Below are 13,894 nucleotides of genomic sequence, written 5' to 3'. Positions count from 1 at the left end.
ATCGAATAATCGTTTTAAATTCTCATTTTTCAGGGGTAAAAAACGAACTATTTTCTTCTCAACAATTATTTATACACGTAAAAACGAATAAAGTCAGCACATAAAAAAAGCCCTGCTGCCATCAGCGCAATGCAGACGGCTGCAGGAGCCTTGGTTTCTCACATCGTTGGTGTCTTACCCGAACTCTTCTCGCGGCGAGACCGAGGAGAACTTATTGTATTCTTTGATAAATAGAAGTTCGACGGTCCCCCGGGCACCACTCCGGTTTTTCTCGATAATGACTTCGATCACATTGTTGTTTTGTTGTTCTTCTGGTTCATCGTCATCGTCGCCTTCGCTGCGGTAGTAGTCATCTCGGTACAAGAAAGCAACGATATCGGCATCCTGCTCAATCGATCCTGATTCTCGGATATCACTTAAAACAGGACGCTTGTCTTGTCGTTGTTCCACACCCCGAGAAAGCTGAGACAGTGCGATCACTGGCACTTTTAATTCCTTCGCCAGTTTCTTTAATTGGCGAGAGATCTCAGAGACTTCTTGTTGGCGGTTTTCGCGACCCGTTCCTTCAATCAGCTGCAAGTAGTCGATCAAAATCAAGCCGAGATTGCCTTTTTCTTGCGCCAGTTTCCGACAACGTGCCCGAATCTCAGAGATCTTGATCCCAGGGGTATCATCGATATAGATATTGGCGTTAGAAAGACTGCCCATGGCAACGATCAAATTGCGCCACTCTTCTTCTGAGAGCTGCCCCGTCCGCAAGTGACTGGCCTCAATCGAGCCTTCCGCACACAGCATCCGATTGACCAATGATTCAGCCCCCATTTCCAGACTAAAGATCGCTACGGAACGATCGGTTTTCGTTCCGACATTTTGCGCGATATTCAAGGCAAACGCGGTTTTCCCTACCGCGGGGCGGGCAGCGAGAATAATCAGCTCTTCTTTTTGCAGCCCCGCCGTCATTTTGTCTAAAGCCGCATAACCCGTAGGTAATCCGGTGATTTCTTCATTGTTTTGCGCCAACTGATCGATCGTTTCGATCGTCCGATTCAAGACTTCCGCTATCGATTGGAAGCCATTGCTATTGCGCTTTTCGGATACTTCTAAAATACTTTTTTCTGCTTGATCAATGATCGACTGCACATCTTCATCTTGTTCAAAGCCTTTGGTTACGATGCGGCTCGCTGTTTGGATCAGATTGCGTAACGTGGCTTTGTCGTCAACGATCTTCGCATAATAAGCAATACTTGCTGCTGATGGTGAAGCTTGACTCAATTCAGTCAGATACGTCAGGCCGCCAACATCTTCAAGACTGTTGCTTTTTTCAATTTCTGCTTTCAACGTAATCAAGTCGATCGATTCACTACGGTCGTTCAACTGGATCATTGCTTGAAAAATTATTTGATGGCTGCGGCGATAAAAATCTTCTGGGGCGATTACTTCCATTGCATCGATGATCGCATCGGCATCTAAAAAGACTGCCCCTAGGACCGCTTGTTCCGCTTCAATATCTTGTGGGGGAACTTGATTTTGCCAAACTTCATTCATGCCATTCGCTCCTTCGTCCATTCATTCTACAAGATTCCCATCCAAAGTACAAGATTGCTTGGACGTTTGCCGAAAAAAACCCCAACATGTGACTGTTGGGAGTAATGCTTATTCTTGGATGGTATGAACATTGATCGTTGCTGTTACTTGTGGGTGCAATTTTACAGGTACTTGCGTAAAGCCTAATGCACGGATCGGCTGATCCAATTCGATTTTGCGTTTGTCGATCTTGATTTTATATTGCTTGTTCAAGGCATCTGCGATTTGTTTTGATGGGATCGAACCGAACAAGCGGCCATCTTCCCCTGCTTTGGCATTGATCTTCACAACGGTTTCTTCCTTTTCAAGAAGTGCTTTTAACTCTTTCGCTTCTGCTAAGACTTCTGCGTCTTGTTTTTCTTTGGCTTTTTGTTTGCCTTTTAATTCTGCCATGCTTTCATTGTTGGCAGGTTTGGCTAAGTTGTTTTTGATCAGAAAGTTTTGTGCGTAGCCATTAGGGACTTCCTTGATATCGCCTTTTTTGCCTTTGCCTTTGACATCTTGTAAGAAAATAACTTTCATCTTGGTCACTCCTTGTTATTGTTCATTTTTCGTTAATTCCGCTCGCAGCTGGTTTTCTACATCACCAATGCTGCTGTTCTTTATTTGCGTGGCTGCGTTGGTAAAATGTCCGCCGCCGCCTAATGCCTCCATCAAGGTTTGTACATTGACTTTACCAGTGCTTCTAGCACTGATACCGATCAAATCTCCTGGTTGTTTCGTAATGACAAATGCGGCATGGATCCCATTGATCGATAGCAGAGTATCGGCCGCTTTCGCAACGGTGACACTATCGTACACCCGATCTTCATCCGCTGCAGCAATCACGATATCTTCTCGGAAATGCTGGCTGCGAGAAACCAATTCACTGATCATCAAATAGGAATCGAGATCCGTACTCAACATGTATTGAACCAATGACGTATCTGCGCCTTGGTTTTTCAAATAACCAGCAATATCAAAGGTCCGACCAGTGGTTCGCACCGTGAAGTTCTTCGTATCCACGTAGATGCCCGCTAATAAAGAAGTCGTAATAAATTTCGGGACTTGCGATCTGCGAGAAGCACGATACTGGATTAATTCTGCTACCAGTTCCGATGCCGAAGACGCGGAAGATTCAATATACGTCAATAGTGGCTTATCGGGAAACTCATCCCCGCGACGATGGTGATCGATCACTGCGATTTTGTCAAATTCATCATAGACCGCTTGCGAGATCGACATCGATGGCTTATGGTAATCTACCATCACTAGCACACTTTCTTCATTTGATAAATTAACTGCTTCTTCCCCAGTGATCACAAATCGTTCCAGCTCGGGGTATTTTTTCAATTCTTCCAATGCCCGCTGAATGTCTGCGGTGATCTCTTTTGGATTTAAAATGATGTAGCATTCTTTGTCGCTCATCATCGCCATGTAAGCCACCCCAAAAGCCGAACCTAAGGCATCCATGTCTGGGTAACGATGACCCATGATAAAGATCCGCTGGTTTTCAGCAAAAATCTTTCTCAACGCCGTACTCATGGCACGCGAACGAACACGCGTTCTCTTTGGTGTGCCGTCTGTATTGCCGCCAAAGAATTGCGGTTTCGCTTCTTCTTTGGCTTCTTTTAAAACGACTTGATCGCCGCCGCGAACTAACGCAATGTCGAGATTGTTTTGTGCCACTTCCCCGATCTCTTCAAAAGACTCTTCCCCGTAGGAGATTCCCATACTGATCGTTAATGCCAGATCATTTTTTTCCGCAACTTGCCGTACTCTAGTCAAAAATTGGAATTTTTCTTCCTTCATCCGCTCAATATCTGAATACTTCGCGACGAAAAGAAACCGCTCGGAATTGATTCGTTTGTAAAAAACATGATTCTCACTTGCCCAATCAGAAATCAATGTTGTGATCAGCGAGTTCAAATAAGAAACTTGTTTGTCGTCTTTTTTCTCAATCAAATCATCGTAATTATCAATTGAAATCAACCCAATTGCTGCCATCTTTTTTACCCCTCAATGTATCATCCCATTTTTTTGAAGCTTTGTTCCTTATTTTACCACAAAACAATCAAATAGGCGATTGATGCAAAAAAGTTCCACGTGAAACTTTTTTGGTGAAACAACCAGGAAAAAATTTCTATCATTCGTTATTCTATCTATATATAAAATAACAAGTTACTCTTCGATGGATAAAAAAATTGACAAGCTTCAAAAGAAACTTGTCAATGAAAATCATTCGATTTATTCTTCGCCTACGAATGGAAGTAATCCCATGATACGCGCACGTTTGATTGCAATGGTAAGTTTGCGTTGGTTTTTCGCACCAGTACCAGTTACACGACGTGGTAAGATTTTACCGCGTTCTGAAATGAAACGTTTTAGTAATTCAATATCTTTATAATCGATATGTTCAATATGGTTTGCAGCAATGTAGTCTACTTTACGACGTTTGCGTCCGCCTCTTCTTTGTTGTGCCATCCTATTTCCCTCCTATCAATTTCTTAGAATGGTAAATCATCGTCTGAAATGTCGATTGATGAGTTTCCGAATGGATCGGAGTTGTCTCGATCAAAATTAGGCATTCCTGATGGTTGAGAGGATTGAGTTTGATTTGAGTTATTGTTACCAAATCCAGAAGAACTGTTTGAGTTATACGTATTGTTACTGCCAGATCCGCTATCAGTTGTGCGTCTTTGCTCGGAAGCATTCCGCGACTCTAATAATTGGAAGTTGTCAGCAACGACTTCTGTTACATAAACACGTTGGCCTTGTTGGTTGTCGTATGAACGGGTTTGAATACGTCCAGTAACCCCTAATAAAGTTCCTTTGCGTGCATAGTTTGCTAATGTTTCCGCTGGTTTTCTCCAAATAACACAGTTGATGAAATCAGCTTCGCGCTCTCCACTTTGGTTGGTAAAATTGCGGTTTACCGCCAAGGTAAAGGTTGCGACACCAGTGCCATTAGAAGTGTAACGTAAATCAGGATCTTTGGTTAGTCTTCCTACTAGTACAACATTATTAATCAAAGTTCATCATCTCCTCATCGCTTTTGTTTCATGTGAAACAATATTATGCTTCTTCTTTGACAATCATGTGACGGATAATGTCATCATTGATTTTTGCAAGACGGTCAAACTCGTTGATTGCACTTGCAGTTGTTGAAGAAGAAACTTTAACGATGTGATAGATACCCTCACGGAATCCATCCATTTCATACGCTAGACGGCGTTTTTGCCAATCTTTTGATTCGATAACTTCAGCGCCGTTATCAGTTAAGATTGAGTCAAAACGAGCGATCAATGCGGCTTTTGCTTCTTCATCAATGTTTGGACGAATGATATATAAAATCTCATATTTCGTGTTTTCCATTGATTTTTCACCTCCCTGTGGACTTTGGCCCCTAGTTTTCTAGGAGCAGAGAGAGTGGTCTAATTAGACTACTCACAAATAATTATTATACACTTTTTTCGTCCTTACTGCAAGCTGTTTTTTTGCGTCCCTGCATCTACCCATCACCGCAAACAATCGCTTACACTGATAAATACGTCAGCTGCTGCCGATTTTTTGAAAAAGAGTAAGAAGACAGCAAGCTGCAGGTTCGCAGGTTGCTGTCTTCCTAGAAAACGTATTGCTTATTCTTGTGTATCCGTAGTGTCTTCCGTTGTTTCTTCCACAACTGGCACGTCTTGTACCGCTGTTTCTTCAGCAGTCGCTAGTTCTTCTTCGACTTCTGGTTCAACTGTTGCCATCGTCACTACTTTGGCATTATTTTCCATCTTCATCAAACGAACCCCTAAGGTTGCCCGACCAGTTTGGGAAACAGTCGCTACATTGAAACGAATCAAGACGCCTTTATCGGTGATCACCATGATGTCTTCCTCACCGCTGACCGTCGTCAAGCCGGCTAATGGACCGTTTTTCGCCGTAATGTTGGCTGTTTTGATCCCTTTTCCGCCCCGACCTTTGATTGGGTATTCAGAGCCTTTGGTACGCTTGCCATAGCCGTTCTCAGTGATGACCAAGACTTCACTGTCTTCTGTGATCACAGCGGCGCCTACCACGTAGTCTCCGTCTCTTAGACGAATGCCTCGCACACCAGCAGCTGTTCGGCCCATATCCCGCACAAGCGCTTCTTTGAAGGTCACAGAGTAGCCATCGTGGGTTCCGATGATCACGACATCTTCGCCGTGGGTTTCAATTACATTGACCAACTCATCATTTTCCCGAAGACCGATCGCAATCAGACCATTGGCACGGATATTTGAAAAGGCGGTCACTGAGGTCCGTTTGACCACACCTAGACGCGTCGTGAAGAACAAGTAGCGTCCTTCTTGAGGCCCACCAGAAGCCGAAATGATCGCTTCGATCCGTTCGCTAGAATCGATCCCTAGGAGATTGATCACAGGGATCCCTTTGGCTGCCCGACCATACTCAGGAATTTCATAGCCTTTGGCTTTGTAAACTTTCCCTTTATTGGTGAAGAACAGTAATGTGTCATGAGTCGAACAAGAAACCAACGTCTTCACGAAGTCTTCATCGTGGATCCCCATTCCTTGAACGCCACGTCCGCCGCGGCGTTGTGCACGGAATTCAGACTTAGCTACTCGTTTGATGTACCCATTGTTCGTCAAGGTAATGACGATTTCTTCTTCTTCGATCAAATCTTCATCTTCAAGACTTAAGACTTCCCCAACCAATAATTCAGTCCGGCGATCATCACCAAAGCGTTGGCCTAATTCTTGCAACTCCGTTTGGATGATCTCTAGGACTCGTTGTGGATTTGCTAAAATGTCTGTCAAATCAGCGATAAATTCTAACAAGCCTTGGTACTCGTTTTCGATCTTGTCACGTTCCAAACCAGTCAAGCGACGCAAACGCATATCTAAAATCGCTTGCGCTTGGCGATCGGACAATTTGAAGCGCTCCATCATGCTATTTTTCGCTTCATCATCAGAATTTGATGCCCGGATCAAAGCAATGATCTCATCGATATGATCCAATGCGATCCGTAATCCTTCCAAGATGTGGGCACGAGCTTCTGCTTTGTTTTTATCAAACTGTGTCCGACGAGTCACCACTTCTTGTTGGTGCTCGATGTAGTTTTCTAAAATTCGTTTCAAGCTCAAAATCTTCGGCACGCCTTTTTCAATGGCTAACATATTAAAGCCAAAAGAAGATTGCAGTGCAGTCATTTTGTAGAGATTGTTTAAGATCACCGACGCACTGACGTCGCGACGAACATCGATCACGATCCGCATGCCTTCACGAGATGATTCATCCCGCAGATCGGTGATTCCTTCGATCCGTTTGTCACGGTGCAGCTCAGAGATCCGTTCGATCAACTTCGCTTTATTGACCATATACGGCAATTCAGTCACTAAGATCCGTTCTTTGCCGTTGGGCATTTCAGTCACTTCGACTTTTCCGCGAACAGTGATCGAACCTTTCCCTGTTTCATAGGCACGGCGAATACCGGATTTTCCCATCACGATCCCGCCAGTTGGGAAGTCTGGTCCTGGTAGGACTTCCATCAATTCACTCGTTGTGACTTCTGGATTTTCCATCAATAGATCGATAGCTGCAATGACTTCATTCAAGTTATGAGGAGGGATATTGGTCGCCATCCCAACAGCGATCCCAGTCGTCCCGTTGACCAAAAGGTTCGGGAAGCGGGCAGGTAATACCGCTGGTTCTCGTTCTGTATCATCATAGTTGCTTTGGAAATCAACGGTATCTTTGTTGATGTCCCGCAGCATCTCCATCGCCAGTTTACTCATGCGGGCTTCGGTATACCGCATCGCAGCGGCACCGTCACCATCGACTGAACCAAAGTTTCCGTGGCCATCGACTAGCATGTAGCGATAGCTAAAGGGCTGTGCCATCCGCACCATTGATTCATAGATCGCACTGTCCCCATGGGGATGGTATTTCCCCATGACATCGCCGACGATCCGGGCTGATTTTTTATGGGGCTTATCTGGTGTGACCCCTAATTCATTCATTCCATATAAAATTCGGCGGTGAACCGGCTTTAAGCCATCCCGCACATCTGGTAAAGCCCTAGCAACAATTACACTCATTGCATAATCGATAAAGGACTCGCGCATTTCACTGGTCAGATTGACGTCATGAATATTTTGTTTTGCTTCTTCACTCAAGCTGTTTCCTCCTCTACGATTGGCTAGATGTCAAGATTTTTCACGTAGTGCGCGTTTTCTTCGATAAAGGCCCGTCTTGGTTCGACGCGATCCCCCATCAGCATTTCAAAAATTTGATCGGCTTCTATGGCATCATCTACGCTGACCCGCAGCATCATCCGGTTTTCAGGGTCCATCGTGGTTTCCCATAACTGGTGGTCATCCATTTCCCCTAGACCTTTGTAGCGTTGAACCGTTGGTTTTGGTGTCGCAGGCAGTGATTCAATCGTATTTTTCAAATCTTGTTCGGCATTCTTGCCGGGTTGGATATAGTGGATATTTTTCCCTTGTTTGACACCGTACAATGGCGGTTGTGCGATATATACATAACCAGCTTCAACGATTGGACGCATATAACGATAGAACAGCGTCAAAAGTAGGGTCCGGATATGGGCACCATCGACATCGGCATCGGTCATGATAACTAGCTTGTGGTAACGGGCTTTTGCTACATCAAAATCAGCACCAAACCCAGTTCCCATTGCCGTAAACAGCGAACGGATCTCTTCGTTTGCTAAGATTTTGTCCATGCTGGCTTTTTCGACATTTAAAATTTTCCCGCGGATCGGTAAGATCGCTTGGAATTCGCGACTGCGGCCTTGTTTTGCTGAACCGCCGGCAGAATCTCCTTCGACGATAAACAATTCGCATTTTTCTGGATCATTACTGGAACAGTCGGCTAATTTCCCAGGTAAGTTACTGATTTCTAACGCACCTTTTCGGCGAGTCATTTCCCGCGCACGTTTGGCTGCTTGACGGGCTTTTGATGCCAAAAGTCCTTTTTCCACGACTTGACGACCCACATTCGGGTTTTCCATCAAGAATTTCGTGAAATGTTCGGAAAAAAGACGATCAGTGACTGTCCGCACTTCGGAATTTCCTAATTTGGTTTTCGTTTGTCCCTCAAACTGAGGATCTGGATGCTTGATAGAGATAACTGCCGTCAATCCTTCCCGAACATCTTCTCCGGTCAGGTTTTCGTCGTTTTCTTTCATCAATTTTGACTTGCGGGCGTAATCATTGATCACCCGTGTCAAGGCAGTCTTAAACCCGAATTCATGGGTTCCGCCTTCATAGGTATGGATGTTGTTGGCAAAACTCAACAGGTTGCTGTGGTAGCTATCGGTATATTGCATGGAAACTTCAACCGTGATTCCTTGTTGTTCTCCTTCTAAGTAGATCGGATCTGGGAAAATCACTGTCTTACTTGCATTCAAATGCTCCACATAGCTCTTGATCCCGCCATCGTAATGATATTCTTTCAAGACGGGTTTTTCTTCCCGTTTGTCTTCGATCGAGATTTTTAAGCCACGGTTCAAGAAGGCTAATTCCCGAACCCGTGTCGCTAATTTATCAAAATTGAATACGGTTGTTTCCGTAAAGATCTCTGGATCTGGAACAAAGTGGACGGTCGTTCCGTGGCGGTCGGTTTCATCAATCACTTTCAAGTCATCAACGACTGCCCCACGATGGTATTCTTGATAATACACTTTGCCTTCTTTATAGACTTTTACGTCTAAAGTCGTGGATAACGCATTAACGACGGAGGAACCTACCCCGTGCAGTCCACCAGATACTTTGTAGCCGCCACCGCCGAATTTCCCGCCGGCATGCAGGATCGTAAAGACGGTTTCTACCGCTGGACGGCCTGTTTTGGCTTGGATATCAACGGGGATCCCCCGACCGTCATCGACGACCGTAATACTATTATCTGGTTCAATGATCACTTGAATACTTGAGGCAAAGCCTGCTAGTGCTTCATCGATCGAGTTATCGACGATTTCCCATACTAAGTGGTGCAAACCTTCTGAACTGGTAGAACCAATGTACATCCCAGGTCGTTTGCGGACGGCTTCTAGTCCTTCCAACACTTGGATCTGACTGGCATCATAGGCTTTCGCACGTTCAACTAAGCTTTTTTCTTCTTCTGTCATTCAGTCTATTCTCCTTTAATATGTCCTTGCTCTACATAAAAAATCTCTGCTTCCACAGACATTTTGTCTTTCACATGTTCTAATGTCGTCGTTGTCAGAAAGGTCTGAACTTTTCCTTCAATGGTCTCCAATAAATGCAGTTGTCGGGAATCATCCAGCTCACTCATGACGTCATCTAATAAAAGGACGGGATATTCCCCCGTTTCTTCTTTCATCAAATCGATTTCTGCCAATTTAACACTTAAGGCGGTCGTTCGCTGCTGTCCTTGCGAACCAAAGGTCTGAACATTTTTCTCATTGATCAAAAAATCCAGATCGTCTCGATGCGGACCTGCCAACGTGACTTGCCGAAATCGTTCACGGTCTTTGACTAGTGCCAAAGCTTTGACAAATTGCTGTTGGATCTCCTCCAGCGTACTCGCCTCACCGGGCACATTCGATAAGTAGTCGATCTGCAAGGTTTCTTTTCCTTGGCTGATCTTTTGGTGCAGCTGATTTGCCCAATACGCCAAGCGCTGAACAAACCGTTGTCTGGCTAAAATGATTTTACTGCCGAAAGCCACCAGCTGTTCCGTTAAAACATCTAAATAGATCTCATCGGTCTGTTTTTTTTCATTCAGCTGTTTTAAGTATTGATTGCGCTGTTTCAAAACGGATTGGTATTGAACGAGATCATAAAGATAGATTGGATCGATCTGCCCTATTTCCATATCGAGAAATTTGCGGCGGACTTGGGGACTTCCTTTTACAAGGGAGAGGTCTTCTGGAGCAAATAAAATGACATTCAACTGCCCTATGTAACTACTGAGCTTTTTTTGCTCAATGTGGTTTACTTTCGTTTTTCGTCCTTTTTTTGACAAAAACAGTTCTAACGGGATCGTTGAGCGTCCCCGACTGACACTGCCAGAGATCCGCGCCCCTTCTGTGTCCCAGCGGATAAGCTCTTGCTCGCTGGAGGTGCGGTGGCTTTTGGTCATCGCCAATACATAGATGCTTTCTAAAATATTGGTTTTTCCTTGCGCGTTTTCGCCTAAAAAAATGACCAGACCTTTCTCAAAAGTCAGTGTCAGCGAATCATAGTTCCGATAATTGCTTAAATGCAACTCATTCAGCCGCATCGGCGTCTTCCTTCTTCACCATAAAAAAAGTACCTTCATCAGGTAGCTCAATACGCATTCCCGCATACAATTTGCGCCCTCGTCGATTTTCTGGCTCGCCGTCGACAAAAACGGTGTGCTCTGCAAGGTACCATTTCGCTTGGCCGCCGCTGCTGATCACACTGACTTCTTTGAGCATTTGTCCAAGTGTCATGTATTCCGTTTCTAACGGTATTTGCATTTTCATAATTCCCCTCAATTCTATCAAAGAGCGTTTAGCTCTATTATACTCTTTTTTTGCCAAGAAAACAAATTCATCGGCATATTTTTCATTCTCAGAAGACTTACTGCTTTTAGACAAAAAAGAAGCCAAAATAGAAAAAAGGGCTTAAAAACGATTTTAAGCCCTTTTAACTCATTTATTCATTTTCAGATGATTGTTTCAACTTTTTTCAAAAGACATGAAAAACTAGTTGGTTCGCACCGGTGTGATCAGCTGGATAAAGCTGCCTTTGCTCTCTGTTGGCTCCAATGTAAAGGGACGGATCGCTGAGATAAAGCGGATCACGATGCTCGTGTCACCAAAGGCTCGGAGTGCTGCTTTCATATAGTCAGGATTGAAAGAGATCTCTAATGGGTCGCCGGTCACTTTTTCAAAAGAAAGATCTTCTTCGACTTTCCCGATTTCTGGTGAGTTTCCATATAAGACAACGGCTTCTTCGGAGATCGCCAAACGAACGATGTTGTTACGGCCTTCATGAGAAAGCAATGACGCCCGTTCGATGGCTTGTAACAATTCTGGGACAGAAAATTCAATCTCAGTATTGAAGCTTGAAGGAATCAGACGGTTGGTATCTGGGTAAGTTCCTTCCAATAAACGAGAATAGAATTTCATGGTTTTCGTTTGGAACAACACTTGGTTATCCATAATGCTGATTTGGATCGCTTCTTCTTCATCTGTTAAGGAACGAGAAAGTTCCGTTAAGCTTTTGCCAGGAATCACGATGTTGAAGGCTGTTTCTCCGCTTTCCAATGGAATCACCCGTTGGCTCAAACGGTGTGAGTCCGTCGCAACAGCTAATAATTTTTGATTTTCTAAGACAAAGTGAACCCCAGTCAAGATCGGACGGCTTTCGTGTTGCGAAACCGCAAAGACTGTTTCACTAACGACCTTATTCAATACGTGCGCTGGAATCTCGATCGAATCTTGACTTTCGACAACTGGTAAATGTGGATAACTATCGGCATCCAAGCCGTTGACGGTAAAGTTGGCTTTTCCAGAAGTGATCGCTACTTGATTATTGTCTAATACTTCTAAGGTTAAGGTACTTTCAGGCAAACGACGAACGATTTCACTGAAGAAACGTGCTTGTAAAACGATCGCTCCTGTTTTTTCGATTTGCATTTGCGCTTTTTCGTTTTCCACACTTAAAAAAGTTTCAATGGAAATATCGGCGTTGCTCCCAGTCATGGTCAATCCTTTTTCTGAAAGGGATAATTTTACTCCAGTTAAGATCGGGATGGTGGTTTTGGTTGAAATCGCCCGTTGGACAGTTTGTAATTCTTGCATGAACTCTGTTCGGTTTAAAGTTAGCTTCATAGCGATACTCCTTTAATTTATAGTTATTAAATAAAAGTAATAGTAGTAATAGGCTTGTTAGTAATGTGGATAACTCGAGAAAAGAGTGATTAGACTAACGAAAATGCCTGTGAATAACTTGTGGACAACTTTTTTGGTTCTTCTTTTCTTATCCACAGATCAGCTGAAGAGGATTTGTTTGATTTCAGCGATCTCATTTTTGATCGTGGGATCTGTTTCGACTAAATGCTGAATTTTTTCATGGGCATGAATGACCGTTGTATGGTCTTTGCCGCCAAATTCGCCGCCGATTTTTGGTAAAGAACTATCGGTCAGTTCTCGAGAGAGATACATCGCGATCTGCCGTGGGACCACGATGCCTTTGACCCGTTTTTTCCCTTTTAAATCATTGACATGAATGTGATAGTATTTTGCGACTTCTTCTTGGATTTGCAAAATCGAAACTTGGGTCGAGCCATGGCTTGATTTCAAGGCTTTGATGGCTTCAGCTGCCAAGCTCGTTGTAATGTCTGAGTTTTGCATCGTAGCAAAAGCTTGCACCCGCACGAGTGCTCCTTCAAGTTCTCGGATATTCGAATCGATCTGCCCAGCGATATAACTTAAGGTATCGTCGGGGATCTCCAAGCGTTCGGCTTCGGCTTTTTTCCGCAAAATCGCAGTCCGCGTCTCTAGATCCGGCGGGGTGATATCAACGGATAAGCCCCAAGCAAAACGGGAAACCAAACGTTCCGGCAAAGTCGGGATCTCATTTGGCAAACGATCACTTGTCAAGACGATCTGTTTATTATTGCGATACAGTTCTTCGAAGGTATTAAAGAATTCTTCTTGGGTTCCTTCTTTATTGACTAAGAATTGAATATCATCCACCAGCAAAAGATCAACATTGCGGTATTCGTTTCGAAAATCTTCCATTTTGTTCTTTTGAATAGAAGTAATGAAATCATTGGTGAAATTTTCACTACTAACATACTTGATTTTGGCATTGGGACGTTTCAGCAACATTTGATGACCGATCGCGTGCATCAAGTGGGTTTTCCCTAAACCAACGCCACCATAGAAGAACAGCGGATTATAAATAGACCCAGGATCTTCTGCAACAACTAAAGCAGCAGCGTGGGCCATCTGATTGCCTTTCCCGATGACAAAGGTATCAAATGTGTATTTTTCATTTAAGATCGATTTCGGCGGCCGCTCGTTTTCTTCTGCAACTGTTTGAATAGTAGAAGGGGCTGTTTTTAAAGCTTCTGCTTCTTCGACAGTCACAAAACTAGGAATCAATTCTTCACCAGTTTTCATAAATCCCATTTCAACAATTTTGGCAGCTAGATTTTTTTCCCAATAAGATTTATGAAGATCGCTGGGTACTTCGATCAGCAGCTGATTTTTTTCAAACGACAAGACATTGGCAGTCTCGATCCAAGCACTATAACTGGCCGGATTCAGCTCTTCTTTAAAGGAACGTTGAAGATCTTGCCAAATAGAATCAGCAGATGGCAT

12 protein-coding genes are annotated in these 13,894 nt (G+C 43.9%); all 12 read right to left on the bottom strand.

Going from position 1 to position 13,894, the window contains the following annotated elements; genetic code table 11:
* Positions 1–174 precede the first annotated feature (174 nt).
* The 12 genes from dnaB to dnaA all read right to left on the bottom strand — a co-directional run bounded on the left by dnaB (position 175) and on the right by dnaA (position 13,894).
* Complete coding sequence (dnaB, locus tag IGI76_RS00060) at positions 175–1,545, bottom strand: replicative DNA helicase (RefSeq protein ID WP_005226374.1); 1,371 nt, start codon at positions 1,543–1,545, stop codon at positions 175–177.
* Between the two features lie 108 nt (positions 1,546–1,653).
* Positions 1,654–2,106, bottom strand: a complete 453-nt coding sequence (gene rplI, locus IGI76_RS00055) for a 50S ribosomal protein L9 (protein ID WP_005226371.1) — start codon at positions 2,104–2,106, stop codon at positions 1,654–1,656.
* Between the two features lie 15 nt (positions 2,107–2,121).
* Positions 2,122–3,570 (bottom strand): DHH family phosphoesterase, encoded by a 1,449-nt coding sequence (locus IGI76_RS00050; RefSeq protein WP_005232918.1) that lies wholly within the window; start codon positions 3,568–3,570, stop codon positions 2,122–2,124.
* A 240-nt stretch (positions 3,571–3,810) separates the two neighbouring features.
* On the bottom strand, positions 3,811–4,047 hold the full coding sequence (rpsR, locus tag IGI76_RS00045) for a 30S ribosomal protein S18 (RefSeq protein ID WP_005226367.1): 237 nt from the start codon (positions 4,045–4,047) through the stop codon (positions 3,811–3,813).
* A 23-nt stretch (positions 4,048–4,070) separates the two neighbouring features.
* A complete protein-coding gene (gene ssb / locus IGI76_RS00040) occupies positions 4,071–4,595 on the bottom strand; it encodes a single-stranded DNA-binding protein (protein WP_005226365.1) in 525 nt (174 codons plus the stop codon).
* A 43-nt stretch (positions 4,596–4,638) separates the two neighbouring features.
* On the bottom strand, positions 4,639–4,938 hold the full coding sequence (gene rpsF, locus IGI76_RS00035) for a 30S ribosomal protein S6 (RefSeq protein WP_005226363.1): 300 nt from the start codon (positions 4,936–4,938) through the stop codon (positions 4,639–4,641).
* Between the two features lie 263 nt (positions 4,939–5,201).
* Positions 5,202–7,727 carry a DNA gyrase subunit A gene (gene gyrA, locus IGI76_RS00030; RefSeq protein WP_071859208.1) on the bottom strand — a complete coding sequence of 842 codons (2,526 nt, stop codon included), beginning with the start codon at positions 7,725–7,727 and terminating at the stop codon, positions 5,202–5,204.
* Between the two features lie 23 nt (positions 7,728–7,750).
* Positions 7,751–9,700 (bottom strand): DNA topoisomerase (ATP-hydrolyzing) subunit B, encoded by a 1,950-nt coding sequence (gene gyrB, locus IGI76_RS00025; RefSeq protein ID WP_005226359.1) that lies wholly within the window; start codon positions 9,698–9,700, stop codon positions 7,751–7,753.
* 5 nt (positions 9,701–9,705) lie between these two features.
* Entirely contained in the window at positions 9,706–10,818 is a 1,113-nt protein-coding gene (recF, locus tag IGI76_RS00020; RefSeq protein ID WP_010748471.1) for a DNA replication/repair protein RecF, read from the bottom strand.
* Entirely contained in the window at positions 10,805–11,044 is a 240-nt protein-coding gene (yaaA, locus tag IGI76_RS00015) for a S4 domain-containing protein YaaA (protein WP_077453248.1), read from the bottom strand. Before yaaA ends, recF begins: the two co-directional genes overlap by 14 nt.
* Before the next feature lie 222 nt (positions 11,045–11,266).
* Positions 11,267–12,397: a DNA polymerase III subunit beta gene (gene dnaN, locus IGI76_RS00010; RefSeq protein ID WP_005226354.1), complete on the bottom strand. Its 1,131-nt coding sequence runs from the start codon at positions 12,395–12,397 to the stop codon at positions 11,267–11,269.
* Between the two features lie 159 nt (positions 12,398–12,556).
* Positions 12,557–13,894: a chromosomal replication initiator protein DnaA gene (gene dnaA / locus IGI76_RS00005; protein ID WP_194185239.1), complete on the bottom strand. Its 1,338-nt coding sequence runs from the start codon at positions 13,892–13,894 to the stop codon at positions 12,557–12,559.

The sequence above is a fragment of the Enterococcus sp. DIV2449a genome (assembly GCF_051711225.1).
GTDB classification, from domain to species: Bacteria; Bacillota; Bacilli; order Lactobacillales; family Enterococcaceae; genus Enterococcus_D; species Enterococcus_D casseliflavus.
The sequence above is the reverse complement of the archived record's forward strand: the minus strand, read 5'-3'. Positions and strand labels throughout refer to the sequence as shown.

What these genes read in the sequence shown, in the direction of transcription:
- dnaB (WP_005226374.1), bottom strand. Translation starts at nt 1,545, where the DNA reads ATGAATGAAGTTTGGCAAAATCAAGTTCCCCCACAAGATATTGAAGCG.
- rplI (WP_005226371.1), bottom strand. Translation starts at nt 2,106, where the DNA reads ATGAAAGTTATTTTCTTACAAGATGTCAAAGGCAAAGGCAAAAAAGGC.
- IGI76_RS00050 (WP_005232918.1), bottom strand. Translation starts at nt 3,570, where the DNA reads ATGGCAGCAATTGGGTTGATTTCAATTGATAATTACGATGATTTGATT.
- rpsR (WP_005226367.1), bottom strand. Translation starts at nt 4,047, where the DNA reads ATGGCACAACAAAGAAGAGGCGGACGCAAACGTCGTAAAGTAGACTAC.
- rpsF (WP_005226363.1), bottom strand. Translation starts at nt 4,938, where the DNA reads ATGGAAAACACGAAATATGAGATTTTATATATCATTCGTCCAAACATT.
- gyrB (WP_005226359.1), bottom strand. Translation starts at nt 9,700, where the DNA reads ATGACAGAAGAAGAAAAAAGCTTAGTTGAACGTGCGAAAGCCTATGAT.
- recF (WP_010748471.1), bottom strand. Translation starts at nt 10,818, where the DNA reads ATGCGGCTGAATGAGTTGCATTTAAGCAATTATCGGAACTATGATTCG.
- yaaA (WP_077453248.1), bottom strand. Translation starts at nt 11,044, where the DNA reads ATGAAAATGCAAATACCGTTAGAAACGGAATACATGACACTTGGACAA.
- dnaN (WP_005226354.1), bottom strand. Translation starts at nt 12,397, where the DNA reads ATGAAGCTAACTTTAAACCGAACAGAGTTCATGCAAGAATTACAAACT.
- dnaA (WP_194185239.1), bottom strand. Translation starts at nt 13,894, where the DNA reads ATGCCATCTGCTGATTCTATTTGGCAAGATCTTCAACGTTCCTTTAAA.